Origin of the sequence: Pseudomonas sp. 6D_7.1_Bac1, assembly GCF_025465945.1 — a bacterium.
GTDB lineage: Bacteria > Pseudomonadota > Gammaproteobacteria > Pseudomonadales > Pseudomonadaceae > Aquipseudomonas.
On sequence record NZ_JANLNW010000072.1, the window covers coordinates 115,816 to 140,985 of the forward strand.

Here is a 25,170-nt window from a genome sequence, read left to right on the forward strand (position 1 = left end):
CAGGCTCGCTCCCACAGGTTAAGTGATCTCTTGTGGGAGCGAGCCTGCTCGCGATTGGATCTACAGATCAATCAAGGTGCCGGATTCGGGTGATCCTTGTGAATCGCCTCGATCCCCGCCAGCACTTCATCCGACAGCTTCAGGTCGAAGCTGGCAATGTTGCTGTCCAGCTGTTCCAGCGTGGTTGCACCAATGATGTTGCTGGTGACGAACGATTGCTGGGTCACGAACGCCAAAGCCATTTGTGCCGGGTCCAGGCCGTGCTCGCGCGCCAGTGCCACATAACGGCTGCACGCGGCTTCCGATTGTGGGTTGAAATAGCGGCTGAAGCGGCTGTAAAGGCTCAGGCGACCTTTCGCCGGACGAGCCCCGCCTTCGTACTTGCCTGAGAGAAAGCCGAACGCCAGCGGCGAATAGGCGAGCAGCCCGCATTGTTCGCGGATGGCGATTTCCGACAGGCCGATTTCAAAGCTGCGGTTGAGCAGGTTGTAGGGGTTCTGGATCGACACCGCACGCGGCCAGCCACGGGCTTCAGCGAGGGCGAGGAAGCGCATGGTGCCCCACGGCGTTTCGTTGGATAGGCCGATGTGGCGGATCTTGCCAGCCTTGACCTGCTCGTCCAGTGCTTGGAGGGTGTCTTCCAGCGGTGTCAGGTTAGCTTCAGTCGTGTGCTTGTAACCCAGCTGGCCGAAGAAGTTGGTGCTGCGCTCAGGCCAGTGCAGCTGATAGAGGTCGATGTAGTCGGTCTGCAAGCGCTTGAGGCTGGCATCGACGGCTTCAGTGATGTGCTGGCGGTTGTGTCGCAGGTTTTTATCGCGAATGTAGTCGATGGTGTTGCCGGGGCCGGCGATCTTGCTCGCCAGAATCCAGTCGGCGCGATCACCGCGACTTTTGAAGTAATTGCCGATGTAGCGCTCGGTGGTGGCGTAGGTTTCGGCCTTGGGTGGCACCGGGTACATCTCGGCGGTGTCGATGAAATTGATTCCGGCGCTCTTGGCCCGCTCAATCTGTGCGAAGGCCTCTGCCTCGCTGTTTTGCTCGCCCCAGGTCATGGTCCCGAGGCAGATTGCACTCACGTTCAGATCGGTACGGCCCAGCTGTCGATAGTCCATCGGGTAGTCCTTGGAGGAAAACAATCATAAAAGCAGGTTGAATTTTTTTTCGCAATCTGCATAATTGCGCACCTCTTTCTGCAGTGGAAGTGATGCGCCGCCTGCCGAAGAATCTTGCCGTTGAACGGACGCGCCGACCCGAGCCCCCGATAGCGTCTGTACCCGGCTGCCTTTGACTTGTCAAAGTACGCACTATTCAGTAAGATCCGCCGTCTAAATTTACAGGGCGGCCCCTGAGGCTATAAAGAATGAAAACTTTTACTGCTAAACCGGAAACAGTAAAGCGCGACTGGTTTGTCGTCGACGCTGCTGGTCAGACCCTGGGTCGTCTGGCCACCGAGATCGCGAGCCGTCTGCGTGGCAAGCACAAGCCTGAGTACACTCCTCACGTTGACACCGGCGACTACATCGTCGTTATCAATGCCGAGCAGATTCGTGTAACCGGTGCTAAAACCACCGACAAAATCTACTACTCCCACTCCGGTTTCCCGGGCGGCATCAAGTCGATCAACTTCGAAAAGCTGATCGCTAAAGCCCCTGAGCGCGTGATCGAGACCGCGGTCAAAGGCATGCTGCCTAAGAACCCGCTGGGTCGCGACATGTATCGTAAGCTGAAAGTCTATGCGGGCGCTGCACACCCTCATACTGCTCAGCAGCCCCAAGAACTGAAGTTTTAACGGAATAGTTCATTATGTCGGCGACTCAAAATTACGGCACTGGCCGTCGCAAGACCGCAACCGCACGCGTTTTCCTGCGTCCGGGTACTGGTAACATCTCCATCAACAACCGCACCCTGGAAAATTTCTTCGGCCGCGAAACTGCCCGCATGGTAGTTCGTCAGCCGCTGGAACTGACTGAGACTGTCGAGAAGTTCGACATCTACGTCACCGTGATCGGTGGTGGTGTGAGTGGTCAAGCTGGCGCAATCCGCCACGGTATCACTCGCGCTCTGATGCAGTACGACGAAACTCTGCGCGGTGCTCTGCGCAAAGCTGGCTTCGTTACTCGCGATGCACGTGAAGTTGAACGTAAGAAAGTTGGTCTGCGTAAAGCGCGTAAGCGTCCGCAGTACTCGAAGCGTTAATTCGCTTTCGCGTTCAAAGCGCCCAGTCTCCTCGCGGAGCTGGGCGTTTTTTTTGCTCAAAGATTTATGATGTGACAACTTGCCACATCCGTAGAGCCCCTATACTACAAGGCTTGGCGCTGACCCCGGGTGGTAATTACCTTGTCAGAACTGGGGCTTTTCATTACCATTCTGCAAAATTTTTATAAGTTCAGATTTTTACTTAGTAGATGCCTGATTTAACAGGCCACAAAGCTGATGGGAGAGGACTGAATGAGCAATGACGGCGTGAATGCAGGCCGGCGTCGCTTCTTGGTAGCAGCCACATCCGTGGTGGGTGCTGCAGGAGCGGTGGGGGCTGCGGTCCCGTTCGTGGGGTCATGGTTTCCCAGTGCCAAGGCGAAAGCCGCAGGTGCACCGGTGAAAGTGAATGTCAGCAAAATCGAACCAGGTCAGCAAATGATTGCTGAATGGCGCGGTCAGCCGGTTTTCATCGTCCGCCGTACCCAGGAGATTTTGGGGAATCTCACAAAGATCGAGGGTGACCTCTCTGATCCAGACTCCAAGAATTCGGTACAACCGACTTATGTGGACCCCAAGACGCGTTCGATCAAGCCAGAAGTTCTGTTGCTGATCGGTATTTGCACGCACTTGGGTTGCTCGCCGACCTTCCGTCCAGAAGTAGCGCCTGCCGATCTTGGCCCGAAATGGGTGGGTGGTTATTTCTGCCCGTGCCACGGCTCCCACTACGATTTGGCTGGCCGCGTCTTCAAGTCGCAACCCGCGCCTTTGAACCTGCCAGTTCCCCCGCATTCCTATGAATCGAACGACATCATTGTCATCGGCGTCGATACGGAGAAAGCGTGATGAGCAAGTTCATGGATTGGGTTGATGCGCGCTTTCCCGCCACTAAAATGTGGGAAGACCATCTCAGCAAGTACTACGCCCCGAAGAACTTCAACTTCTTCTACTTCTTTGGCTCCCTGGCGCTGTTGGTTCTGGTTAACCAGATCGTAACCGGCGTCTGGCTGACCATGAGCTACACCCCGTCGGCGGAAGAGGCATTCGCCTCCGTCGAATACATCATGCGCGACGTCGAGTACGGCTCGATCCTGCGCCTGCTGCACTCCACCGGCGCTTCGGCGTTCTTCATCGTGGTTTACCTGCATATGTTCCGTGGCTTGCTCTACGGTTCGTACCAGAAGCCGCGTGAGCTGGTGTGGGTGTTCGGCATGCTGATCTACCTGGCGCTGATGGCTGAAGCCTTCATGGGTTACCTGCTGCCGTGGGGCCAGATGTCGTACTGGGGCGCCCAGGTGATCATCTCGCTGTTCGGTGCGATCCCGGTTATCGGTAACGACCTGACCCAGTGGATCCGCGGTGACTACTTGATTTCGGGCATCACCCTGAACCGCTTCTTCGCCTTGCACGTCGTCGCCTTGCCGATCGTGATTCTCGGCCTGGTCGTGCTGCACGTTCTGGCGCTGCACGAAGTCGGTTCGAACAACCCGGACGGCGTGGACATCAAGAAACACAAAGACGAAAACGGCGTACCGCTGGACGGCATTGCCTTCCACCCGTACTACACCGTGAAAGATATCGTCGGCGTGGTGGTGTTCCTGTTCATCTTCTGCTCGATCGTGTTCTTCTTCCCGGAAATGGGCGGTTACTTCCTCGAGAAGCCGAACTTTGAAGTGGCGAACGCCTTCAAGACCCCGGAACACATTGCACCGGTCTGGTACTTCACCCCGTTCTACGCGATTCTGCGTGCGATTCCGGACAAGCTCATGGGCGTTGTTGCCATGGGGGCTTCGATTGCCATGCTGTTCGTCCTGCCCTGGCTCGACCGTAGTCCGGTCAAGTCCATGCGCTACAAGGGCTGGCTGAGCAAAATCTGGCTCTGGGTGTTCTGCATCTCCTTCGTGATTCTTGGCTGGCTGGGTGTCATGGCGCCTACCCCGGAACGTACGTTGCTGTCGCAGGTCTGTACCTTCCTGTACTTCGCCTACTTCATTCTGATGCCGTTCTACACCAGGCTCGAGAAGACCAAACCGGTTCCGGAAAGGGTGACTGGCTGATGAAAAAGCTATTTGCTGTACTGATTCTTGCTGCTTTGCCTGTCTTGTCCTTCGCGGCCGAGCATGGTGGTCCAGAGCTGGAAAAGGTCGATATCGACGTCTCCGATAAAGCCGCAATGCAAGATGGCGCGCGTACGTTCGCCAACTACTGCATGGGCTGCCACAGCGCCAAGTTCCAGCGCTATGAGCGCGTTGCCGACGACCTGGGGATTCCTCACGATCTGATGCTGAAGAACCTGGTGTTCACAGGCGCCAAGATCGGTGACCACATGAGCATCGGCATGCAGCCGGCAGACGCCAAGGCCTGGTTCGGCGCTGCGCCGCCTGACCTGACCCTGGTGGCTCGCGTTCGTGGGACTGACTGGCTCTACAGCTACCTGAGGTCGTTCTATGAAGACCCGGCACGCCCTTGGGGTGTGAACAACAAGGTGTTCCCGAACGTCGGTATGCCTAACGTTCTGGTCGGCTTGCAAGGTCGTCAGGTGGTAGGATGCAAACAAGTTCAAATCGTCGAAGACGGTAAGAAGCAGTATGATCCGCTGACCGGCACGCCGCTGACTCATGAAGCGTGCGATCAGCTGACCATCGTGCCAAAAACCGGTGCACTGAACGAAGAGCAGTTCGACGAGAAGGTCAAGAACCTGGTGACCTTCCTGGCCTATTCGGCCAACCCGGTGAAGCTGCAGCATCAGCGCATCGGTACCTATGTGTTGCTGTACCTGGCGTTCTTCTTCGTATTCGCTTACTTGCTCAAGCGTGAATACTGGAAAGACGTGCATTGATAAAGCGTTAAGCAATTGCTGTTAATCGCGCGCGCCCAAGGGCGTCTCTGAACATGTAACGAGTCTGGTCATCCAGGCGTTACAGGAGGCGCCCTCTGGGCGCGCTCGTTTTTCCGCTCCCGATAATTTCAACAAGCGAGGAGGACCGCCATGGGCGTGACCAATCGGTTGGCCTGTTACTCCGACCCCGCCGACCACTATTCCCACCGAGTGCGCATCGTACTGGCAGAGAAGGGTGTCAGCGCCGAGATCATCAGTGTGGAGGCGGGTCGTCATCCGCCAAAACTGATCGAAGTGAACCCTTACGGCAGCTTGCCCACCCTGGTCGATCGTGACCTGGCGTTGTGGGAGTCGACCGTGGTGATGGAATATCTGGATGAGCGTTACCCGCATCCACCTTTGCTGCCGGTTTATCCAGTGGCGCGTGCCAACAGCCGTCTGCTGATTCACCGTATTCAGCGTGACTGGTGTGTGCTGGTGGATCTGATTCTGGATTCGCGGACCAAAGAGCCGGCACGTGTGCAGGCTCGTAAAGAGTTGCGTGAAAGCCTGACTGGCGTTTCGCCGCTGTTCGCCGACAAGCCGTTTTTCTTAAGTGAGGAACAAAGTCTGGTGGATTGTTGCCTACTGCCAATACTCTGGCGTTTACCGATTATGGGTATTGAACTGCCGCGGCCAGCCAAGCCGCTGCTTGATTATATGGAGCGCCAGTTTGCGCGTGAGGCTTTCCAGGCGAGTCTGTCTGGTGTCGAACGCGATATGCGCTGAGGCTTAAGGAGCCGCTATGAACTCCAGTCGACCTTATTTGGTCCGCGCGCTCTATGAGTGGATTGTGGACAACGATTGCACCCCGCACATGCTGGTCAATTCCGAGTACCCGTCAGTGCAGGTGCCGCAAGGCTTTGCCAGTGACGGACAGATCGTCCTGAACGTATCGCCTGCCGCTGTGCGTCATCTGCATATGGACAACGATGCGGTCAGCTTTGAAGGGCGCTTCGGTGGCGTGCCGCATACGCTGTACGTGCCTATCGCCGCGATCCTGGGTATTTACGCCCGGGAGAACGGTCAGGGCATGGTGTTTGATCTGGAATCGCCTATGGACGACGAAGAGATCGAGCCGGAGGATGATCTTCCGCCACCCGACAGCGAGCCACCGCGTCCCAGCGGCCGGCCAAGCTTGAAGGTAGTGAAGTAATAAAAAAGGCGATCCGGATGGATCGCCTTTTTTGTGCCTGCCAATCGGGTTACATCAGTCGATGTACTCGAACAGTTTCACAATCTTTTGTACGCCTGAAACGCCTTGCACCAGGTTGGTGGCCTGGTCTGCTTCCTGCTTGGTCACAAGGCCCAGCAAGTAGACGATACCGTTCTCGGTCACGACCTTGATGCGCGAGGCTGGAATGCTGTTGTCGGTGAGCATCTGGGTTTTGATCTTGGTGGTCAGCCAGGCATCGTTATTGCGGGCCAGTATCGACGAAGGCGGCATCACTTGCAGTTCGTTGTGTACGGTCTTGACCCGCTGAACCGCAGCGGCGGCTTGCCCGGCCAGTTCCTTGAGGTCCGGGCGTGGCGTTTGCCCGGCAAGCAGCACGACACCGTTGAAGGTGGTGACGATGATGTGCGAGCCATTCTCCAGGTCCGGGTTGGCCTTGGCCACGTTCACGCCGACCTTGGTTTCGATCAGGGAGTCGTCGATCTTGCTGCCGAGAGTGCGGGTTCCGCGATCGTCTTCAATGGGGGCTTCGCGGCTCGCGGTGATTACCGAGGTGCAGCCGCTGATGCCCAGGCTTAGAGTCAAGGCCAGAAGGCCAAGGCGATTAAGGGTCATTCTTCACTCCCGAACAGTTGGCTGTCGATCAAGTCACAAAGACAGTGGATCGCCAGCAGGTGGACTTCCTGAATACGTGCAGTGACATTGGCCGGTACGCGAATTTCAACGTCTTCGGGCAATAACAGCGAAGCCATGCCGCCGCCATCGCGCCCAGTCAATGCTACGACAATCATTTCACGATCATGTGCGGCCTGGATCGCTTGAATAATGTTTGCCGAGTTGCCGCTGGTGGAGATCGCCAGCAGTACGTCGCCGGGTTGGCCAAGCGCGCGGATCTGTTTGGAGAAGATTTCGTTGTAGCTGTAGTCGTTGGCGATCGAGGTGATCGTCGAGCTGTCGGTGGTCAGTGCAATGGCCGGCAGGCTCGGGCGCTCGCGCTCGAAGCGGTTGAGCAGCTCGGAGGAGAAGTGCTGGGCGTCACCGGCCGAACCACCGTTGCCGCACGAGAGCATTTTGCCTTCGTTGAGCAGGGCGTTGACCATCACTTGGCTGGCTTGCTCGATGTGCGGTGCAAGTACGTCCATCGCCTGTTGCTTGGTATCGATACTGGCCTGAAAAAGCTGGCGAATTCGGGATTGCATGTCCATCTGTGTGACCTTAAGTAGCGCGGCTTGGTGGCACAGCAATGTGCAGCCCGCAAAGCAAAGAGCAAAAGTGTTGAGTGAAGATCGGCCTTGCCTTTGAGCTGTCAGCTGTCAAAGGCATTCCTTAGCCAGTTCAAATGAGCCGCGCTGCTGTCTATGGCAACTACATCGAAACGGCAGGGGTAATTGGCCCAGCGCGACTCGCGCTGCAGAAAATACTGCGCGGCGAGTATCAGTTTCTGACGCTTGCGCGCATCGATGCTGCCGAGCGCGCCACCCCATTGGGTGTTTTGTCTGTAGCGGACTTCGACGAATACTACTGTATCGCCGTCAAGCATGACCAGATCAAGCTCGCCGCGTTTGCACAACCAGTTCTGCGCCAGGAGGCGCAGACCGTGTTGCTGGAGATGCTTGAGCGCCTGGCTTTCAGCTTCTCGACCGCTTTGTTGGCGTGACCTGTCGGGCATCAGCGTGGTGTGTCAGGCAGGCGTTGAACCTGGCCGTTGACGAACTGTGCCCATGGCAGTTGACGTTGAATGCGTTGCGACGACGTCATGCTCAGGGTGCCCGACTGACCTTCGATGGAGCTGGCCGACAGAGCCTTGAGCTGAGCCAGGCGCGGAGCCAGACGATAGGCGTCGACACCCATTGCGTACAGACGGCCCAGGCTGCCAGCAGCTTGTGGCCATTGTGTGGTCACTTGTCTGCGCAGTGGGTCGTTGGCATCCAGCAGCCATGGGGTTTCGCAGAAGCGAATGCCGTTCATGTCGTTGTACTGGTTCTGGTCGCCGCTGGCACTGAACACGTGGGATGTGGCGTAAACCGGTACGTCACCCGCGTATTGGAAGTTCAGCGTTGGCTTGATCTGCTGGGCTTGTTGCGGTGTCGAGGCGAGGAAAATGAACTCGATATCCTGACGGCGCGATGGCTGTGCAGCCAGCTGCGAACCTACGGTGCTTTGCAAGCTCTTGGCGCGACCTTCGCTCTGGCGCAGCTGGAACAGGTCGGCGATTTGCTGGGCCAGGGCCACAGGCTGATCAACACGTTCGATACCCACGACGGTGCCGCCGTTGGCTTCCCAATCCTGACGGAAGGCTTTGAGCACGCGATCACCCCATTCGCCTTTCGGCACCAGGGCCGCAGCGCGATGCAGGCCATCGGCACGTGCACGACGGGAGACTTCGCGCGCTTCGTCTTCGGCAGCCAAGCCAAACTGGAACAATTGGGCCGGACCTTGTTCGCCTTCGCTGTAGTTCAACGCCAGGGTGGTGATGGGCAGTTGCGGGCGAGCGCTGAGTTGTTTGACCAGCGGTTTTTCCAGCGGGCCGATGACCAGTTGCACGCCGTCGGCTTGTGCCTTGCGATAAAAGTCGTCCAGCGAGGTCAGGCGCGAGCTGTCATAGAACTCGATGGCTGGCGGCTTCTGCCCGGCTTGTTGAGCCTGGTAGTGAGCGGCCATGAACCCTTCGCGCAGGGCTTTGGCGACCGAAGCAAGCGGGCCGTCCTGCGGCAGCAGCAGACCGATCTTGCTGACCGGTTGGCTGGCCAGTTCCTTGAGTTTGGTCAGGGGCAGTGGCAGCACAATTGCGGCAGGGTGTTTAGGGTGCTGGGCGCGCCAGTTGTCGATAGCGGCCTGTTGCTGTTCCAGCGTGCTCGCGTTTTTCACCGCCACGGCCAGACTCATCCACCCGCCGAGGTCGTCGGTGGTGATGGGTTGCAGTTGGTCGGTCGGCAGGGACGAAATAAGTGCCCAGATGGCCTCATGGTTTTTGCTGGCCGCGTCGCCGCTGAGCAGTGGGGCGATAAAAATGCGCTCGCGGGCGGCAGCCAGGATCTGGCCGTCAGCTTCAAGGGCGCGGGCATGGACGGTGCCGGTGCGCACTTGCTGTTCGACCGGCAGCTCACTCAGGCGTTGCAGGCTCGGATGGCTCAGGGCAGTCAGCGCCGCCTTGGGTTGATTGCGAGTCATCGCCAGTTCGGCGGCCAGGGTGCTGGCGAAAACCTGTTGGCCAGGCTTCAACTGGTCCATCGGGACCTGTTGAAGGATTTGTCCGGACTGGCCGGCATTGCCCTGGCGGTAGGCCAGGTCTGCCGCGCTCAGGCGCAACAGGGCAGCCTTTTCCGGAGTTTTGCTGGTGGCTGCCTGTTCGAGCAATTGCTCGATACTGGCATCCGTGGTCCGTGGAAGGTCGCCAAGGCTGGACGAGGGCGAGCTGGCGCAAGCCGCCAACAGGGCAGCGAGGCAGAGGGCAGAGAACAGCCGCAGGCAAGCGATCATGTAATGTTCCTGATACTCGATCAAATTAGCGTGGAATTGTACCCAAGCACTGGCCGGGGCGCGATGTTACTGGCGTTAAACGTTCAATTTAGGTCGTGTAAATGTTACGCAGCTCAACAAAAGGCCGGGCCGCAAGATGATAGCTGCGCGCATTCAATGCACTTCTACGCGCTACAATGCCGGTTTTACCGATCATGAGGTGTGCGCTTTGACTGCTCCAGGTGCTTTGAATTCCGTTGCTGGCTCGCTTTATGTGGTGGCGACGCCCATCGGCAACCTGGACGATATCAGTGCGCGGGCGCTGAAAATCTTGCGTGAGGTGGCGTTGATCGCTGCTGAAGACACGCGTCACTCCATGCGGTTGATGCAACATTTCGGGATCGCCACGCCACTGGCAGCATGTCATGAGCACAACGAGCGTGACGAAGGCAGTCGCTTTATCACGCGTTTGCTGGCTGGTGACAACGTGGCGTTGATCTCTGATGCGGGTACGCCGCTGATCTCTGATCCGGGTTATCACCTGGTGCGTCAGGCGCGGGCGGCAGGAATCAATGTAGTACCGGTTCCCGGTGCCTGCGCGCTGATTGCGGCGTTGTCTGCGGCGGGGCTGCCGTCTGACCGGTTCATCTTCGAAGGTTTTTTGCCGGCCAAGACCGTGGGTCGCCGTGCGCGCCTGGAGTCCATAAAGGAAGAACCGCGCACGCTGATTTTTTACGAAGCACCGCACCGGATTCTTGAATGCTTGCAGGATATGGAGCAGGTGTTCGGTGCAGAACGTCCGGCCTTGCTCGCTCGCGAGCTGACCAAAACCTTCGAAACCCTCAAGGGGCTACCGTTGGCTGAGTTGCGAGCCTTCGTCGAAAACGATAGCAATCAGCAGCGCGGCGAGTGCGTGGTGTTGGTAGCGGGCTGGTCGGCGCCGGAGAGTGAGGAGGCGGTGAGTAGCGAGGCAATGCGTATTCTCAATCTGTTGCTCGAAGAAATGCCGCTCAAGCGTGCCGCGGCGCTGGCGGCGCAAATAACCGGTGAGCGCAAGAACGTTCTCTATCAGGTCGCCCTGGATCAACAGAAAAGCGAGTAAAAACGCGGGCTGTAGAGCGGCAAAAGGCTTTTATCGCTTGTTCTTCGGGCGCTCTGCCGTTAACCTTTGCGGCGGAGAGTCGATTGGACAGTCGCTGCCCTCTATGAAAATTAGGGGGGGGAGGAAAGTCCGGGCTCCATAGGGCGAAGTGCCAGGTAATGCCTGGGAGGCGTGAGCCTACGGAAAGTGCCACAGAAAATAACCGCCTAAGCACTTCGGTGCCGGTAAGGGTGAAAAGGTGCGGTAAGAGCGCACCGCACGACTGGCAACAGTTCGTGGCTAGGTAAACCCCACTTGGAGCAAGACCAAATAGGGTCCCAAGGCGTGGCCCGCGCTGGGACCGGGTAGGTTGCTAAAGATGTCCAGTGATGGCCATCGTAGACGAATGACTGTTCAAGACAGAACCCGGCTTACAGATCGACTCTCCACCTTTTCCCCTCTCTGCTTGAATTGCTGAGCAGAGCGTTTGTAATGGCAATTTCCCTTCTCGCAGTATCAATAGCAGAAGGGGTTTAGTAATCCCGATTAGCCAGCGCTTGAACCGTTGGTCGCATCACCCAGGTAGTGGCCAATCCCTCCCTGCTTGAATCAGTGGCAGAAGGGTTGTGTAATACCGATTAGCCAGCGCTTGAACCGTTAGTCGCATCACCCAGGTAGTGGCCAATTCCCTCCCTGCTTGAATCAGTGGCAGAAGCGCTTTTGTAATACCGAAAAAATCTTACTCTTAACAAATCACTTTAACTTCTGAACGTAGCCATCAGTGCTGGTTCAAGTTATCGAGCTAAATCATCCGCCAAATACTCACAACCCCTTCTTTTACAGCGCTAAATCTCCGATCTGTAAGGGTTTTCCTTTAATCCGCGCCTTGACGGTGTGGTGGGCGCATTCCTATAGTGTGCGCAAGTGGTGGAAAGTGGCATGAAGTGGGTTTTTTGAGCGTAAAACGCTAAAATTTGGAGAAACGCTGACGTGTTTCGTGGAGCTAACGCTATCAGTCTCGATGCAAAAGGCCGTCTCGCCATGCCGAGCCGGTATCGTGACGAGCTCGTTTCGCGAAGTTCCGGGCAATTAATTGTCACAATTGATGCCGTTGATCCTTGTTTGTGTGTTTACCCACTCGATGAGTGGGAGCTGATTGAAACCAAACTGCGCGCACTGCCTTCGCTTCGCGAAGAGAACCGCCGTTTGCAACGTTTGCTGATTGGTAATGCCGTCGACCTCGAACTCGACGGCAGTGGTCGTTTTCTGGTTCCACCGCGTCTGCGCGAATACGCCAAGTTGGATAAGCGCGCGATGCTGGTAGGCCAACTGAACAAGTTCCAATTGTGGGACGAGGATGCCTGGGATGCGGTTTCTGCCGCTGACCTGGCTGCTATTCAACAACCGGGCGCCATGCCTGATGAACTGCGTGATTTGATCCTGTGACTATTGATAGCGGCTTTAACCACATCACCGTACTGCTTGACGAAGCCGTTGAGGCTCTCGCCGTACGCCCTGATGGCTGCTATCTGGATGGCACGTTCGGGCGTGGCGGGCATAGCCGTCTGATTCTCAGCCAGCTCGGTCCCGATGGCCGGTTGCTGGGGTTCGACAAAGATCCTCAGGCGATTGCCACCGGGCAAACGCTAGCGGCCGAAGACGGCCGCTTTGTCGTTGTGCAGCGCAGCTTTGCCGAGCTTGGATCGGAAGTTGCCGAACGTGGCCTGGCCGGCAAGGTCAGCGGCGTTCTGCTCGATCTGGGCGTGTCTTCGCCGCAGCTCGATGACCCGGAGCGTGGCTTCAGTTTCCTCAATGACGGCCCGCTGGACATGCGCATGGACCCATCTCGCGGGATCAGTGCGGCAGAGTTCGTCAACACCGCTCCTGTCGAAGAAATTGCCCGCGTGTTCAAGGAATACGGTGAAGAGCGTTTCTCCGGTCGCATGGCCCGTGCCGTGGCCGAGCGCCGTGACATCAAGCCCTTCGAGCGCACTGGCGATCTGGCTGAAGTCCTGAAAGTCGCCAACCCTGCCTGGGAAAAGGGCAAGAACCCGGCGACTCGTGCGTTCCAGGGCCTGCGAATTCACGTCAACAACGAGTTGGGCGATCTTGAGACCGGTCTCGAAGCCGCGCTGGAAGCCCTCGAAGTCGGTGGTCGTCTGGTGGTGATCAGCTTCCACTCGCTGGAAGACCGCATCGTCAAACTGTTCATGCGCAAACTGGTCAAGGGTGAAACCGATAACCTGCCGCGCAACCTGCCGGTACGTTTCGAAGCCTTTGTGCCGAAAATCAAAATTCATGGCAAACCGCAGTTCGCCGGCGAAGCCGAGCTCAAAGCCAACCCTCGTTCCCGTAGCGCCGTCATGCGTGTCGCGGAGAAACTTCGGTGAGCAAGCTCTTCGCCAAGCCACTTCCAGGCGGAAGCTTTTTCATGCTGCTGCTCTTTATCGGCGTACTGGTTTCCGCGATTGCGGTGTCCTACAGCGCGCACTGGAACCGTCAACTGCTGAACTCGCTGTTCAACGAGTTGAGCGTGCGCGACAAGGCGCAGGCAGAGTGGGGCCGGTTGATTCTCGAGCAGAGCACCTGGACTGCCCACAGCCGCATCGAAGTCTTGGCCACCGAACAACTGAAGATGCGCATTCCCGGCGCCGCTGAAGTACGAATGGTGGCGCCATGATGAAACTCGAAGGAGCGCTCTTTCCGTGGCGTTTTCGCGTAGTGCTCGGTTTGCTGGGCGTCATGGTGGCAGCCATCGCCTGGCGCATTATCGACCTGCAAGTGATCGACCGTGACTTTCTGATTGGTCAGGGCGATGCGCGCAGTGTTCGACACATCCCGATTCCGGCTCACCGTGGTTTGATCACCGACCGTAACGGCGAGCCGTTGGCCGTGAGTACTCCGGTCACCACCCTGTGGGCCAACGCCAAGGAAATGCAAACGGCCAAGGAAAAGTGGCCGGCACTGGCGGCTGCGCTGGGTCAAGACCCTAAAGCCCTGACCGAACGTCTTGAAGCCCAGGCCAATAAAGAATTCATCTATCTGGTGCGCGGGCTGACCCCCGAGCAGGGTCAGGTCGTGCTCGATCTGAAAGTGCCGGGCGTTTACGGCATCGAAGAGTTCCGGCGTTTTTATCCGGCCGGTGAAGTCACCGCGCACATGGTCGGCTTTACCGACATCGATGACCACGGGCGTGAAGGCGTGGAGCTGGCTTACGACGAATGGCTGGCCGGTGTCGCCGGCAAGCGTCAGGTCATCAAGGACCGGCGCGGCAGACTGATCAAAGATGTTCAGGTGACCAAAAACGCCAAGGCTGGCAAGCCCTTGGCGTTGTCGATTGACCTGCGCCTGCAGTACCTGGCAAACCGCGAGCTGCGCAACGCGATCATCGAGAACGGCGCCAAGGCCGGCAGTCTGGTGATCATGGACGTCAAGACCGGCGAGATCCTCGCCATGGTCAACCAGCCGACCTACAACCCGAACAACCGTCGTTACCTGCAACCGGCAATGATGCGTAACCGTGCGATGATCGACGTGTTCGAACCGGGTTCGACCATGAAAGCGATCTCCATGAGCGCCGCGCTGGAAACCGGGCGCTGGAAACCGAGCGACACCGTCGAGGTGTACCCGGGCTCCTTGCAGATTGGCAAGTACACCATCAAGGACGTATCGAAGACCGAAGGCCCGGTGCTCGACCTGACCGGCATTCTGATCAACTCCAGTAACGTCGGCATGAGTAAGGTCGCCTTCGATATCGGCGGCGAAACCATTTTCCGCCTGGCGCAGAAAGTCGGTCTCGGTCAGGACACTGGCCTGGGCTTCCCGGGCGAGCGTGTCGGCAACCTGCCGAACTATCGCGAATGGCGCAAAGCCGAGACGGCCACGTTGTCGTACGGCTACGGCATCTCGGTGACCGCCATTCAACTGGTCCACGCCTTCTCGGCGCTGGCCAACAACGGTCGCATCGCGCCGCTGACCCTGATCAAGACCGACAAGGCGCCGCAAACCACTCAGGTGATTCCGGAAAACGTGGCAAAAACCATGCAGGGCATGTTGCAGCAGGTGATCGAAGCGCCACGTGGCGTATTCCGTGCGCAAGTGCCGGCCTATCACGTCGCTGGCAAGTCAGGTACGGCACGTAAGACATCGGTGGGCACCAAAGGCTACGCCGAGAATTCCTATCGCTCGCTGTTCGCAGGTTTTGGCCCGATGAGCGACCCGCGCTACGCGATCGTTGTGGTTATCGATGAACCGAGCAAGGCCGGCTACTTCGGTGGTCTGGTTTCGGCACCGGTGTTCAGCAAAGTGATGTCCGGAACCCTGCGTCTGATGAACGTCACCCCAGACAACCTGCCGACTACTCAGCAAGCCAGCGCGGCCCCTGTCACCCCTGTCAAAGCCAATGGAGGGCGCGGCTGATGTCCCTTAGCCTGAACAAGATTTTCGCCCACGCTGGCCGTGATCTACTGATTCGCGAACTGACCCTGGACAGCCGTAATGTCCGTGCAGGCGACCTGTTTCTGGCCGTCCCTGGCGCCAGGTTCGACGGCCGTACGCACATTGCCGATGCCTTGCAGCGCGGCGCCGCAGCCGTCGCCTACGAAGTCGAAGGCGCCACTGTTCTGCCGATTACCGATGTGCCGCTGATTCCGGTCAAAGGCCTGGCCGCGCAGCTGTCGGACATCGCCGGGCGTTTTTATGGCGACCCGAGCCGTAACCTGAACCTGATTGGCGTGACCGGCACCAACGGCAAAACCAGCGTGACCCAACTGGTCGCGCAGGCGCTGGACCTGCTGGGGCAGCACTGCGGCATCGTTGGCACCCTGGGCACCGGTTTCTACGGTGCACTGGAAAGTGGCCTGCACACCACACCGAACCCGATTGCCGTACAGGCAACCCTGGCCGACCTGAAAAAGGCCGGCGCCAAAGCGGTGGCCATGGAAGTATCGTCCCACGGTCTGGACCAAGGGCGCGTCAGCGCACTGGCGTTCGATGTGGCGGTGATGACCAACCTGTCACGCGATCACCTGGATTATCACGGGACCATGCAAGCCTACGGCGAGGCCAAGGCCAAGCTGTTTAGCTGGAACGACCTGAAGTGCCGGGTGATCAACCTCGACGATGAGTTCGGTCGGCAACTGGCAGCTGAAGAGGGTGAGTCACGGGTGATCACTTACAGCTTGGAAGACTCCAGCGCCTACCTGTATTGCCGTGAAGCGCAGTTTGACGACGAAGGCGTGCGCGCTACGTTGGTGACGCCACAGGGCGAACACCATTTGCGCAGTGCCTTGCTCGGTCGCTTCAACCTGAGCAACGTGCTGGCCGCTGTCGGCGCCTTGATCGGCCTGGATTACCCGCTGGATGAAATCCTCCGTGTCCTGCCAATACTCGAAGGCCCGGCCGGTCGCATGCAACGCCTGGGCGGCGGCACTCAGCCGCTGGTGGTGGTCGATTACGCCCACACCCCGGATGCGCTGGAAAAAGTCTTGATGGCCCTGCGTCCACACGCCAAGGGCAAATTGCTCTGCCTGTTTGGTTGCGGCGGTGATCGTGATCGCGGCAAGCGTCCGCTGATGGCCGAAGTGGTCGAGCGCCTGGCGGATGGTGTACTGGTCACCGATGACAACCCGCGTAGCGAAGACCCCGCACAGATTTTCGACGACATCCGCGCCGGTTTCACGGCTGTGGATAACGTGCGTTTCGTCGCCGGCCGTGGTCAGGCAATTGCCCAGTTGATCGCCAGCGCTTCGGCGGATGACGTGATTGTCCTGGCCGGCAAAGGTCACGAGGACTATCAGGAAATCAACGGCGAACGCCACGACTTCTCCGATCTGGTGGAGGCCGATCGCGCCTTGACCGCGTGGGAGGTGGCTCATGCTTAAAGCCTTGAAGCTGAGCGAAGTGGCTGGCCCATTGGCCGGCCGCCTCCTGGCTGCCGATTGCAGCTTTGATGGCGTCAGCATCGACAGCCGGGCGATCAAGCCGGGTCAGTTGTTTGTCGCCCTGACCGGGCCGCGTTTCGACGGTCATGACTACCTGAACGACGTAGCGGCCAAAGGCGCGGTTGGGGCGTTGGTCGAGCGTGAAGTGGCGAACTCCACGTTGCCGCAGTTGTTGGTCAAGGACACCCGTCAGGCCTTGGGCGAACTCGGCGCGCTGAACCGTGCGGCCTATTCGAACCCGGTCGCGGCAATCACCGGTTCCAGCGGTAAAACCACCGTCAAGGAAATGCTCGCGAGCATTCTGCGCACGCGTGGGCCGGTACTGGCGACCCGTGGCAACCTGAACAATGACCTCGGCGTTCCGCTGACCCTGCTCGAACTGGCCGCGGAGCACACCGCGGCCGTCATCGAACTCGGTGCTTCGCGGATCGGCGAGATTGCCTACACCGTCGGCATGACCAAGCCGCATGTGGCCGTGCTCAACAACGCCGGGACCGCCCACGTCGGTGAGTTCGGCGGGCCGGAAAAAATTGTTGAAGCCAAGGGCGAGATTCTGGAAGGGCTGGACGCCGATGGCGTCGCCGTTTTGAATCTCGACGACAAGGCTTTTGATATCTGGAAGAAACGTGCCGCCGGTCGCCAGGTGCTGAGCTTTGCCCTGAACGACAGCCGTGCCGATTTCCACGCCAGCGATCTGGACCGTGACGCACGCGGTTGCCCGTCATTCAAGCTGCACAGCCCGCAGGGTGTCGAGCATGTTCAGTTGAACCTGCTCGGCAACCACAACGTTGCCAATGCTTTGGCCGCCGCGGCGGCTGCCCATGCCTTGGGCGTGTCGCTGTTCGGTATTGCCACGGGGCTGAACGCGGTGCAACCGGTCAAGGGCCGTGCCGTCGCACAACTGGCGACCAACGGCATGCGCGTGATTGATGACACTTACAACGCGAACCCCGCCTCAATGTGCGCGGCCATTGATATACTTGCCGGCTTTTCCGGCCGCACCGTTCTGGTGCTCGGAGATATTGGCGAGTTGGGCGAGTGGGCGGAGCAGGGGCACCGTGACGTTGGCGCGTACGCCAGCGGCAAGGTTTCCGCGCTTTACGCCGTTGGCCCGATGATGGCGCATGCCGTCGCAGCCTTCGGTGAGCAGGCTCGTCACTTTGCCAGTCAGGCTGATCTGATCGCGGCGCTGGGCGCCGAACACGATACAAACACCACTATTTTGATCAAGGGCTCGCGAAGCGCTGCGATGGAAAACGTCGTTGCGGCTTTGTGCGGTTCGAGCGGGGAGAAACATTAATGCTGCTGTTGTTAGCGGAGTATCTGCAACAGTTCTACAAAGGCTTCGCGGTCTTTCAGTACCTGACCCTGCGCGGGATTCTCGGTGTGCTGACTGCATTGTCGTTGTCGCTGTGCCTGGGTCCATGGATGATCCGCACCTTGCAGAACCGCCAGATCGGTCAGTCGGTCCGCAATGACGGCCCGCAATCGCACTTGTCCAAGTCGGGTACTCCGACCATGGGCGGCGCACTGATTTTGACCGCCATCGGCGTCAGCACCTTGCTCTGGGCTGACCTGCACAACCGTTATGTCTGGGTTGTACTGCTGGTTACCCTGCTGTTCGGTGCTATTGGCTGGGTCGATGATTACCGCAAAGTGATCGAGAAGAACTCCCGTGGCTTGCCGAGCCGCTGGAAATACTTCTGGCAGTCGGTGTTCGGCCTCGGCGCGGCGATCTTTCTTTATATGACCGCAACGTCGCCGGTGGAAACGACCCTGATTCTGCCGATGCTCAAGGACTACAGCATTCCGCTGGGCGCAGGCTTCATCGTCCTGACCTACTTCGTGATCGTTGGCTCCAGCAACGCAGTCAACCTGACCGACGGTCTCGACGGCCTGGCGATCATGCCAACCGTGATGGTCGGCGGCGCGCTGGGGATCTTCTGCTACCTGTCGGGTAACGTGAAATTCGCCGAGTACCTGCTGATCCCTTATGTACCGGGCGCAGGTGAACTGATCGTGTTCTGCGGCGCGTTGATCGGGGCGGGCCTGGGTTTCCTCTGGTTCAACACTTATCCAGCTCAAGTCTTCATGGGCGACGTCGGCGCACTGGCGCTGGGCGCGGCCCTGGGCACCATCGCCGTGATCGTGCGTCAGGAAATCGTCCTGTTCATCATGGGCGGTGTGTTCGTGATGGAAACCCTGTCGGTGGTCATCCAGGTTGCCTCTTTCAAACTGACCGGTCGCCGCGTGTTTCGCATGGCACCGATTCACCACCACTTTGAACTCAAGGGCTGGCCCGAGCCACGCGTGATCGTCCGTTTCTGGATCATCACCGTGATTCTCGTACTGGTCGGCCTTGCCACCCTGAAGCTGAGGTAGAACGAGTGTCTCTGATCGCTTCTGACCACTTCCGCATCGTTGTCGGCCTCGGCAAGAGCGGCATGTCCCTGGTTCGCTTCCTGGCGGACCGGGGCGTGTCGTTCGCCGTCGCCGATACGCGGGAAAATCCACCGGAACTGGTCACGCTGCGCCGTGACTATCCGCACGTGGAAGTGCGTTGTGGCGAGCTGGATGTCGAATTCCTCTGCCGTGCCGACGAGCTCTACGTGAGCCCGGGCCTGGCTTTGGCGACTCCGGCCCTGCAAGCGGCTGCGGCCCGTGGCGTGAAGCTGTCCGGTGATATCGAGCTGTTCGCGCGTAACGCGAAGGCGCCGATTGTTGCCATCAGCGGTTCCAACGCGAAAAGCACCGTGACCACCCTGGTCGGCGAAATGGCGGCCGCTGCCGGCAAGCGCGTGGCGGTGGGCGGCAACCTCGGTACCCCGGCACTCGACCTGCTGAGTGACGACGTTGAGCTGTACGTGATGGAACTCTCGAGCTTCCAGCTGGAGACCACCGATCATCTGGGCGCCGAAGTGGCCACCGTGCTGAACGTCAGCGAAGACCATATGGACCGTTACAGCGGCCTGCCGGCGTATCACCTGGCCAAGCACCGGATCTTCCGTGGTGCGAAGCAAGTAGTGGTCAATCGTCAGGATGCGCTGAGCCGTCCGTTGATGGGGGAGGGCCTGCCGTGCTGGACCTTCGGTCTGAGCAAGCCCGACTTCAAGGCCTTTGGTCTGCGCGAGGAGAATGGCGAGAAGTACCTGGCCTTCGAATTCCAGAACCTGATGCCGGTGCGCGAGCTGAAAATTCGCGGCGCTCACAACCAGTCCAACGCCCTCGCGGCCCTGGCCCTGGGGCATGCGGTTGGCCTGCCATTCGACGCCATGCTGTCGAGCCTGCGCACCTTCGCCGGGCTTGAGCATCGCTGCCAGTGGGTCCGTGATCTGGATGGCGTGAGCTACTACAACGATTCCAAAGCCACCAACGTGGGCGCCGCTCTGGCCGCCATCGAAGGCCTGGGTGCGGACATCGAAGGCAAACTGGTGCTGATCGCCGGTGGCGACGGCAAAGGTGCCGAGTTCAAGGATCTGCGTGATCCGGTCGCGGCCAACTGCCGCGCCGTGGTGTTGATGGGCCGTGATTCCGAGCTGATTGGCCAGGCCATTGGCGATGCCGTGCCACTGATTCGCGTCAACTCGTTGATCGAAGCGGTCGAGCAATGCCGTGCCATCGCCCAGCCAGGCGATGCCGTGCTGCTGTCGCCGGCTTGCGCCAGTTTCGACATGTTCAAGAACTACGAAGAGCGTGGGCACTTGTTCGCCCGGGCCGTGGAGGACTTGGCATGAGCTTGAGAAACATCATCAAGCCGTACCCGTCGCCGATCATCACCGGGCGCGGTATCGACCTCGACTTCCCGATGCTCGCCGGTTGCCTGGCGTTGCTGGGGCTGGGGCTGGTCATGATCGCCTCGGCATCGACCGAAGTGGCGGCGGTGCAGTCGGGCAGTGCCCTGTATTACATGATTCGTCACCTGATTTACATCGTGCTCGGCTTGGGTGCCTGCATCGTCACCATGATGATCCCGATCGCCACCTGGCAACGCCTGGGCTGGCTGATGCTGATTGGTGCGTTCGGTTTGCTGGTGATGGTGATCGTCCCGGGGATCGGCCGCGAAGTGAACGGTTCGATGCGCTGGATCGGCTTCAGTTTCTTCAACGTTCAGCCTTCCGAGATTGCCAAGGTGTTCGTGGTGATCTACCTCGCCGGTTATCTGGTGCGTCGCCAAAAAGAAGTACGTGAAAGCTGGATGGGTTTCTTCAAGCCGTTCATCGTGTTGCTGCCGATGGCGGGTCTGTTGCTGATGGAGCCGGACTTCGGTGCCACCGTCGTGATGATGGCGGCGGCTGCGGCGATGCTGTTCCTGGGCGGAGTCGGGCTGTTCCGTTTTTCCTTGATGGTTGTCCTGGCTGTCGCGGCGGTGGTGTTGTTGATTCAAGTGCAACCGTATCGAATGGCGCGCCTGACCAACTTTGCGGATCCATGGGCCGACCAGTTCGGTGCCGGCTATCAGTTGTCTCAAGCATTGATCGCCTTCGGTCGCGGTGAATGGTTGGGCGTTGGCCTGGGCAACAGCGTGCAGAAACAGTTCTACCTGCCGGAAGCCCACACCGACTTCGTGTTCTCGGTCCTGGCCGAAGAACTGGGTGCCGTGGGTTCCTTGTGCACGGTCGCACTGTTCGTCTTTGTCTGTATTCGTGGCATGTACATCGGTTTGTGGGCAGAAAAGGCCAAGCAATTCTTCGCCGCTTACGTCGCCTACGGCCTGTCGTTCCTGTGGATCGGTCAGTTCCTGATCAACATCGGGGTGAACGTCGGCCTGCTGCCGACCAAGGGTCTGACCTTGCCGTTCCTCAGTTACGGCGGCAGTTCGTTGGTGATCTGCTGCGCCTGTCTTGGCTTGTTGCTGCGTATCGAATGGGAGAGTCGAACCCACTTGGGCAGCGAAGAGATGGAGTTCAGTGAGAGCGACTTCGCCGAGGAGCCGACTCATGGGCGCTAACGTGCTGATCATGGCGGGCGGCACCGGTGGCCACGTGTTCCCGGCGCTGGCTTGCGCTCGCGAGTTTCAGGCGCGCGGTTACACCGTGCACTGGCTCGGGACGCCACGCGGGATCGAAAACGAATTGGTTCCGGCGGCGGGTCTGCCGTTGCACTTGATCAACGTCAGCGGCCTGCGTGGCAAGAGCAAGCTGTCGCTGCTCAAGGCACCTTTTGTATTGCTCAAGGCGATCTGGCAGGCGCGTGCGGTCATTCGTCAGGTGCAGCCGATCTGCGTACTGGGCTTTGGCGGATATGTCACAGGTCCCGGCGGCGTAGCGGCCAAATTGACCGGTGTGCCGGTCATCGTTCATGAGCAGAACGCCGTGGCCGGTACCGCCAATCGGTTGCTGGTGCCGCTGGCCGCGCGAGTCTGCGAAGCTTTCCCGGACACCTTTGCTGCCAGTGGCAGCCGGCGCACCACCGGTAACCCGGTGCGCACCGAGTTGTTCCTCGATACACCGCGTCCAGCCCTGGCCGGACGCAAAGCGCGTTTGCTGATCCTGGGCGGAAGCCTGGGGGCAGAGCCGTTGAACAAATTGCTGCCTGAAGCCCTGTCGCTGGTTCCTGCTGAACTGCGCCCGGAAGTGTTTCATCAGGCCGGCAAAAACCACGATGAAGTGACTGCCGAGCGCTATCGCACTGCCGGTGTCGAGGCGCAAGTGCAGCCTTTCATCAAAGACATGGCCCAAGCCTATGGCTGGGCCGACCTGGTGGTCTGTCGCGCAGGCGCGCTGACTGTCAGTGAGCTGGCTGCTGCCGGTCTGCCCTCGATGCTGGTGCCTTTGCCCCACGCGATCGACGATCACCAGACCCGCAATGCCGATTATTTGGCTCGTGAAGGCGCTGCCTTCCTGATGCCGCAAAGAACGACTGGCGCAGCGGATCTCGCTGCACGCCTGACAGAGGTCTTGATGCAACCGCAACGACTCAACGACATGGCTGGCGCCGCTCGTCGCCTGGCCAAACCTGATGCAACCCGCAACGTGGTCGATATCTGCCTGGAGGTGGTTCATGGTTGAGAATCAGAAAGCCATGCCGCAACCGGAAATGCGCCGCATCCGTCGCATTCACTTCGTCGGAATCGGCGGTGTGGGCATGTGCGGGATTGCCGAAGTGCTGCTGAACCTGGGCTATCAAGTGTCCGGTTCCGACCTGAAAGCTTCGCCGGTGACCGAGCGTCTCGAATCGTTCGGCGCACAGATCTTTATCGGCCACCGCGCCGAGAACAGCGCGAGCGCCGATGTGCTGGTGGTGTCCAGCGCGGTGAACACATCCAACCCGGAAGTCGCGACGGCCCTGGAGCGTCGTATTCCCGTGGTGCCGCGTGCCGAAATGCTGGCTGAGCTGATGCGCTACCGCCACGGCATCGCCGTCGCCGGTACTCACGGTAAAACCACCACCACCAGCCTGATCGCTTCGGTGTTCGCGGCCGGTGGTCTGGATCCGACCTTCGTGATCGGCGGCCGCCTGAATGCAGCGGGCACCAATGCCCAGCTGGGCACCAGCCGCTACCTGATCGCCGAAGCCGACGAAAGCGACGCCAGCTTCCTGCACTTGCAGCCGCTGGTGGCGGTGGTCACCAACATCGACGCCGATCACATGGCGACCTACGACGGTGACTTCAACAAACTGAAGAAAACCTTCGTCGAATTCCTCCACAACCTGCCGTTCTACGGTCTGGCGGTGATGTGCCTGGACGACCCGGTGGTGCGTGAAATCCTGCCGCTGGTCAAACGTCCGACCATGACCTACGGCTTCAGCGAAGACGCCGACGTGCGTGCGATCAATGTTCGCCAGCAAGGCATGCAGACCTTCTTCACCGTGCTGCGTCCTGATCGTGAGCCGCTGGATGTCTCGGTCAATATGCCGGGCAACCACAACGTACTGAACTCCCTGGCGACCATCTGCATCGCGACCGACGAGTGCGTCAGCGATGAAGCCATCGTTCAGGGGCTGTCGGGCTTCCAGGGTGTTGGCCGACGCTTCCAGGTCTACGGCGAGCTGCCGGTCGAAGACGGCCACGTGATGCTGGTGGACGACTACGGTCACCACCCGACCGAAGTGGCTGCGGTGATCAAGGCCGTGCGCGGTGGCTGGCCGGATCGCCGTCTGGTGATGGTCTACCAGCCGCACCGTTACAGCCGCACCCGCGACCTGTACGACGATTTCGTCAATGTCCTGGCCGACGCCAACGTCTTGCTGCTGATGGAAGTCTATCCGGCCGGCGAAGAGCCGATCCCGGGCGCCGACAGTCGCAAGTTGTGCAACAGCATCCGCCAGCGCGGTCAGCTCGACCCGATCTACATCGAGCGCGGCGTCGACCTCGCGCCGCTGGTCAAGCCACTGCTGCGTGCCGGCGACATTCTGCTGTGCCAGGGCGCCGGTGATATCGGCGGTCTTGCACCGAAACTGTTGAATAGTCCGTTGTTCGCGGGTGCCGTTGTCGCTCCTAACGAAGGGAAGTTGAAATGACTGCTGCCTACGCCAACCTGTTCTCGACCATCGCCCCGAAAGACTTCGGTCGTGTGGCCGTGCTGTTCGGTGGCAAAAGCGCCGAGCGTGCGGTTTCGTTGAAATCCGGTAACGCGGTGCTCGAAGCCCTGCAATCCGCTGGCGTGGATGCGTTCGGCATCGACGTCGGCGACGATTTCCTGCAGCGCCTGCTGAATGAAAAAATCGACCGCGCCTTCATCATTCTCCACGGTCGTGGCGGTGAAGACGGCAGCATGCAGGGTCTGCTCGAATGCGCAGGGATTCCCTACACCGGCAGCGGCATCCTTGCCTCGGCGCTGGCCATGGACAAGCTGCGGACCAAACAGGTCTGGCACAGCCTGGGTATTCCGACGCCACGTCACGCGGTGCTGAGCAGCGAAGCCGACTGTATTTTGGCGGCGACGGAACTGGGCTTCCCTTTGATCGTCAAACCGGCGCATGAAGGTTCAAGTATCGGTATGGCCAAAGTGACTTCGGCGTCTGAATTGATCGAAGCCTGGAAAGACGCCAGTACCTACGATTCGCAAGTGTTGGTCGAGCAATGGATTCAAGGTCCGGAGTTCACCATCGCCACCCTGCGTGATCAGGTGTTGCCACCGATCGCTCTGGGCACGCCACACACTTTCTATGACTACGACGCCAAGTACCTGGCTTCCGATACCCAGTACCGGATCCCGTGCGGCCTCGATAGCGCCAAAGAACAAGAACTCATGGACCTCACGGCGAAAGCCTGTGAGGCGCTGGGTATCGCCGGTTGGGGACGGGCTGACGTGATGCAGGACGCCGATGGGCAGTTCTGGTTCCTGGAAGTCAACACCGCACCGGGCATGACCGATCACAGTCTGGTCCCAATGGCCGCACGAGCCGCCGGTCTGGATTTCCAACAGTTGGTGTTGGCGATCCTGGCGGCAAGTGTTGCCGGTAACGCTGCCAGTAACAAAGAGCCGCGAGGTTAAGT

The 25,170-nt window shown here is 59.3% G+C and carries 25 protein-coding genes and 1 other RNA gene; 21 read left to right on the plus strand and 5 right to left on the minus strand.

The window, feature by feature from the left end; translation table 11 throughout:
- Nucleotides 1-71 precede the first annotated feature (71 nt).
- Entirely contained in the window at nucleotides 72-1,112 is a 1,041-nt protein-coding gene (locus NTD87_RS20140; RefSeq protein WP_262115945.1) for an NADP(H)-dependent aldo-keto reductase, read from the minus strand.
- A 248-nt stretch (nucleotides 1,113-1,360) separates the two neighbouring features.
- Here NTD87_RS20140 and rplM point away from each other — a divergent pair, with 248 nt between their 5' ends.
- From rplM to NTD87_RS20175, 7 genes are all read left to right on the plus strand, one after another.
- Nucleotides 1,361-1,789 carry a 50S ribosomal protein L13 gene (gene rplM, locus NTD87_RS20145; protein WP_019693576.1) on the plus strand — a complete coding sequence of 143 codons (429 nt, stop codon included), beginning with the start codon at nucleotides 1,361-1,363 and terminating at the stop codon, nucleotides 1,787-1,789.
- Between the two features lie 14 nt (nucleotides 1,790-1,803).
- Nucleotides 1,804-2,196, plus strand: coding sequence for a 30S ribosomal protein S9 (rpsI, locus tag NTD87_RS20150; protein WP_003216038.1), 393 nt, complete (start codon nucleotides 1,804-1,806; stop codon nucleotides 2,194-2,196).
- Between the two features lie 252 nt (nucleotides 2,197-2,448).
- Nucleotides 2,449-3,042, plus strand: a complete 594-nt coding sequence (gene petA / locus NTD87_RS20155) for a ubiquinol-cytochrome c reductase iron-sulfur subunit (RefSeq protein WP_262115946.1) — start codon at nucleotides 2,449-2,451, stop codon at nucleotides 3,040-3,042.
- Complete coding sequence (locus tag NTD87_RS20160; RefSeq protein WP_201120579.1) at nucleotides 3,042-4,253, plus strand: cytochrome b; 1,212 nt, start codon at nucleotides 3,042-3,044, stop codon at nucleotides 4,251-4,253. Before petA ends, NTD87_RS20160 begins: the two co-directional genes overlap by 1 nt.
- Complete coding sequence (locus NTD87_RS20165; protein WP_262115947.1) at nucleotides 4,253-5,035, plus strand: cytochrome c1; 783 nt, start codon at nucleotides 4,253-4,255, stop codon at nucleotides 5,033-5,035. The genes NTD87_RS20160 and NTD87_RS20165 overlap by 1 nt, the downstream gene beginning before the upstream one ends.
- Nucleotides 5,036-5,185: 150 nt before the next feature.
- Nucleotides 5,186-5,803: a glutathione S-transferase N-terminal domain-containing protein gene (locus NTD87_RS20170; RefSeq protein WP_262115948.1), complete on the plus strand. Its 618-nt coding sequence runs from the start codon at nucleotides 5,186-5,188 to the stop codon at nucleotides 5,801-5,803.
- A gap of 16 nt (nucleotides 5,804-5,819) precedes the next feature.
- On the plus strand, nucleotides 5,820-6,230 hold the full coding sequence (locus tag NTD87_RS20175; protein ID WP_262115949.1) for a ClpXP protease specificity-enhancing factor: 411 nt from the start codon (nucleotides 5,820-5,822) through the stop codon (nucleotides 6,228-6,230).
- 54 nt (nucleotides 6,231-6,284) lie between these two features.
- Here the strand turns inward: NTD87_RS20175 and NTD87_RS20180 are convergent, their stop codons facing one another.
- The 4 genes from NTD87_RS20180 to NTD87_RS20195 form a co-directional block, all read right to left on the minus strand.
- On the minus strand, nucleotides 6,285-6,863 hold the full coding sequence (locus NTD87_RS20180; protein WP_262115950.1) for a BON domain-containing protein: 579 nt from the start codon (nucleotides 6,861-6,863) through the stop codon (nucleotides 6,285-6,287).
- Nucleotides 6,860-7,453 (minus strand): phosphoheptose isomerase, encoded by a 594-nt coding sequence (locus NTD87_RS20185; RefSeq protein ID WP_007904374.1) that lies wholly within the window; start codon nucleotides 7,451-7,453, stop codon nucleotides 6,860-6,862. The genes NTD87_RS20180 and NTD87_RS20185 overlap by 4 nt, the downstream gene beginning before the upstream one ends.
- A 101-nt stretch (nucleotides 7,454-7,554) precedes the next feature.
- Nucleotides 7,555-7,917: a YraN family protein gene (locus NTD87_RS20190; protein ID WP_262115951.1), complete on the minus strand. Its 363-nt coding sequence runs from the start codon at nucleotides 7,915-7,917 to the stop codon at nucleotides 7,555-7,557.
- Nucleotides 7,917-9,728: a penicillin-binding protein activator gene (locus tag NTD87_RS20195; RefSeq protein WP_262115952.1), complete on the minus strand. Its 1,812-nt coding sequence runs from the start codon at nucleotides 9,726-9,728 to the stop codon at nucleotides 7,917-7,919. Before NTD87_RS20195 ends, NTD87_RS20190 begins: the two co-directional genes overlap by 1 nt.
- A 208-nt stretch (nucleotides 9,729-9,936) precedes the next feature.
- Here NTD87_RS20195 and rsmI point away from each other — a divergent pair, with 208 nt between their 5' ends.
- The 14 genes from rsmI (at nucleotide 9,937) to NTD87_RS20265 (ending at nucleotide 25,168) form a co-directional block, all read left to right on the plus strand.
- Nucleotides 9,937-10,809, plus strand: coding sequence for a 16S rRNA (cytidine(1402)-2'-O)-methyltransferase (gene rsmI / locus NTD87_RS20200; RefSeq protein WP_262115953.1), 873 nt, complete (start codon nucleotides 9,937-9,939; stop codon nucleotides 10,807-10,809).
- Nucleotides 10,810-10,884: 75 nt separating this feature from the next.
- An RNA gene (gene rnpB / locus NTD87_RS20205) (RNase P RNA component class A) lies at nucleotides 10,885-11,238 on the plus strand.
- A gap of 540 nt (nucleotides 11,239-11,778) precedes the next feature.
- On the plus strand, nucleotides 11,779-12,234 hold the full coding sequence (gene mraZ, locus NTD87_RS20210) for a division/cell wall cluster transcriptional repressor MraZ (RefSeq protein ID WP_019693566.1): 456 nt from the start codon (nucleotides 11,779-11,781) through the stop codon (nucleotides 12,232-12,234).
- Nucleotides 12,231-13,178 (plus strand): 16S rRNA (cytosine(1402)-N(4))-methyltransferase RsmH, encoded by a 948-nt coding sequence (gene rsmH, locus NTD87_RS20215; protein WP_410017501.1) that lies wholly within the window; start codon nucleotides 12,231-12,233, stop codon nucleotides 13,176-13,178. Before mraZ ends, rsmH begins: the two co-directional genes overlap by 4 nt.
- Nucleotides 13,175-13,468, plus strand: a complete 294-nt coding sequence (ftsL, locus tag NTD87_RS20220; protein ID WP_262115954.1) for a cell division protein FtsL — start codon at nucleotides 13,175-13,177, stop codon at nucleotides 13,466-13,468. The genes rsmH and ftsL overlap by 4 nt, the downstream gene beginning before the upstream one ends.
- On the plus strand, nucleotides 13,468-15,207 hold the full coding sequence (locus NTD87_RS20225; protein WP_262116051.1) for a peptidoglycan D,D-transpeptidase FtsI family protein: 1,740 nt from the start codon (nucleotides 13,468-13,470) through the stop codon (nucleotides 15,205-15,207). Before ftsL ends, NTD87_RS20225 begins: the two co-directional genes overlap by 1 nt.
- Entirely contained in the window at nucleotides 15,207-16,670 is a 1,464-nt protein-coding gene (locus NTD87_RS20230; RefSeq protein ID WP_262115955.1) for a UDP-N-acetylmuramoyl-L-alanyl-D-glutamate--2,6-diaminopimelate ligase, read from the plus strand. The genes NTD87_RS20225 and NTD87_RS20230 overlap by 1 nt, the downstream gene beginning before the upstream one ends.
- The gene (gene murF, locus NTD87_RS20235; protein ID WP_262115956.1) at nucleotides 16,663-18,030 is read left to right on the plus strand and encodes a UDP-N-acetylmuramoyl-tripeptide--D-alanyl-D-alanine ligase; all 1,368 of its coding nucleotides are present in this window, start codon (nucleotides 16,663-16,665) and stop codon (nucleotides 18,028-18,030) included. Before NTD87_RS20230 ends, murF begins: the two co-directional genes overlap by 8 nt.
- Complete coding sequence (gene mraY, locus NTD87_RS20240; protein WP_262115957.1) at nucleotides 18,030-19,112, plus strand: phospho-N-acetylmuramoyl-pentapeptide-transferase; 1,083 nt, start codon at nucleotides 18,030-18,032, stop codon at nucleotides 19,110-19,112. Before murF ends, mraY begins: the two co-directional genes overlap by 1 nt.
- A gap of 5 nt (nucleotides 19,113-19,117) precedes the next feature.
- Nucleotides 19,118-20,464, plus strand: a complete 1,347-nt coding sequence (gene murD, locus NTD87_RS20245; protein ID WP_262115958.1) for a UDP-N-acetylmuramoyl-L-alanine--D-glutamate ligase — start codon at nucleotides 19,118-19,120, stop codon at nucleotides 20,462-20,464.
- Complete coding sequence (gene ftsW, locus NTD87_RS20250) at nucleotides 20,461-21,678, plus strand: putative lipid II flippase FtsW (protein ID WP_410017502.1); 1,218 nt, start codon at nucleotides 20,461-20,463, stop codon at nucleotides 21,676-21,678. Before murD ends, ftsW begins: the two co-directional genes overlap by 4 nt.
- Nucleotides 21,668-22,738 (plus strand): undecaprenyldiphospho-muramoylpentapeptide beta-N-acetylglucosaminyltransferase, encoded by a 1,071-nt coding sequence (gene murG, locus NTD87_RS20255; RefSeq protein ID WP_262115959.1) that lies wholly within the window; start codon nucleotides 21,668-21,670, stop codon nucleotides 22,736-22,738. The genes ftsW and murG overlap by 11 nt, the downstream gene beginning before the upstream one ends.
- Entirely contained in the window at nucleotides 22,731-24,191 is a 1,461-nt protein-coding gene (gene murC / locus NTD87_RS20260) for a UDP-N-acetylmuramate--L-alanine ligase (RefSeq protein ID WP_262115960.1), read from the plus strand. Before murG ends, murC begins: the two co-directional genes overlap by 8 nt.
- On the plus strand, nucleotides 24,188-25,168 hold the full coding sequence (locus NTD87_RS20265; RefSeq protein WP_262115961.1) for a D-alanine--D-alanine ligase: 981 nt from the start codon (nucleotides 24,188-24,190) through the stop codon (nucleotides 25,166-25,168). The genes murC and NTD87_RS20265 overlap by 4 nt, the downstream gene beginning before the upstream one ends.
- Nucleotides 25,169-25,170 lie beyond the last annotated feature (2 nt).

Excerpts from the sequence above, each read along its gene's own strand:
- NTD87_RS20160 (WP_201120579.1), top strand. The coding sequence starts at position 3,042 with ATGAGCAAGTTCATGGATTGGGTTGATGCGCGCTTTCCCGCCACTAAA.
- NTD87_RS20195 (WP_262115952.1), bottom strand. The coding sequence starts at position 9,728 with ATGATCGCTTGCCTGCGGCTGTTCTCTGCCCTCTGCCTCGCTGCCCTG.
- NTD87_RS20180 (WP_262115950.1), bottom strand. The coding sequence starts at position 6,863 with ATGACCCTTAATCGCCTTGGCCTTCTGGCCTTGACTCTAAGCCTGGGC.
- murG (WP_262115959.1), top strand. The coding sequence starts at position 21,668 with ATGGGCGCTAACGTGCTGATCATGGCGGGCGGCACCGGTGGCCACGTG.
- NTD87_RS20170 (WP_262115948.1), top strand. The coding sequence starts at position 5,186 with ATGGGCGTGACCAATCGGTTGGCCTGTTACTCCGACCCCGCCGACCAC.
- murC (WP_262115960.1), top strand. The coding sequence starts at position 22,731 with ATGGTTGAGAATCAGAAAGCCATGCCGCAACCGGAAATGCGCCGCATC.
- mraY (WP_262115957.1), top strand. The coding sequence starts at position 18,030 with ATGCTGCTGTTGTTAGCGGAGTATCTGCAACAGTTCTACAAAGGCTTC.
- rplM (WP_019693576.1), top strand. The coding sequence starts at position 1,361 with ATGAAAACTTTTACTGCTAAACCGGAAACAGTAAAGCGCGACTGGTTT.
- NTD87_RS20140 (WP_262115945.1), bottom strand. The coding sequence starts at position 1,112 with ATGGACTATCGACAGCTGGGCCGTACCGATCTGAACGTGAGTGCAATC.
- NTD87_RS20225 (WP_262116051.1), top strand. The coding sequence starts at position 13,468 with ATGAAACTCGAAGGAGCGCTCTTTCCGTGGCGTTTTCGCGTAGTGCTC.
- NTD87_RS20190 (WP_262115951.1), bottom strand. The coding sequence starts at position 7,917 with ATGCCCGACAGGTCACGCCAACAAAGCGGTCGAGAAGCTGAAAGCCAG.
- petA (WP_262115946.1), top strand. The coding sequence starts at position 2,449 with ATGAGCAATGACGGCGTGAATGCAGGCCGGCGTCGCTTCTTGGTAGCA.
- NTD87_RS20185 (WP_007904374.1), bottom strand. The coding sequence starts at position 7,453 with ATGGACATGCAATCCCGAATTCGCCAGCTTTTTCAGGCCAGTATCGAT.
- NTD87_RS20265 (WP_262115961.1), top strand. The coding sequence starts at position 24,188 with ATGACTGCTGCCTACGCCAACCTGTTCTCGACCATCGCCCCGAAAGAC.
- murF (WP_262115956.1), top strand. The coding sequence starts at position 16,663 with ATGCTTAAAGCCTTGAAGCTGAGCGAAGTGGCTGGCCCATTGGCCGGC.
- NTD87_RS20165 (WP_262115947.1), top strand. The coding sequence starts at position 4,253 with ATGAAAAAGCTATTTGCTGTACTGATTCTTGCTGCTTTGCCTGTCTTG.
- NTD87_RS20175 (WP_262115949.1), top strand. The coding sequence starts at position 5,820 with ATGAACTCCAGTCGACCTTATTTGGTCCGCGCGCTCTATGAGTGGATT.
- rpsI (WP_003216038.1), top strand. The coding sequence starts at position 1,804 with ATGTCGGCGACTCAAAATTACGGCACTGGCCGTCGCAAGACCGCAACC.
- NTD87_RS20230 (WP_262115955.1), top strand. The coding sequence starts at position 15,207 with ATGTCCCTTAGCCTGAACAAGATTTTCGCCCACGCTGGCCGTGATCTA.
- ftsW (WP_410017502.1), top strand. The coding sequence starts at position 20,461 with ATGAGCTTGAGAAACATCATCAAGCCGTACCCGTCGCCGATCATCACC.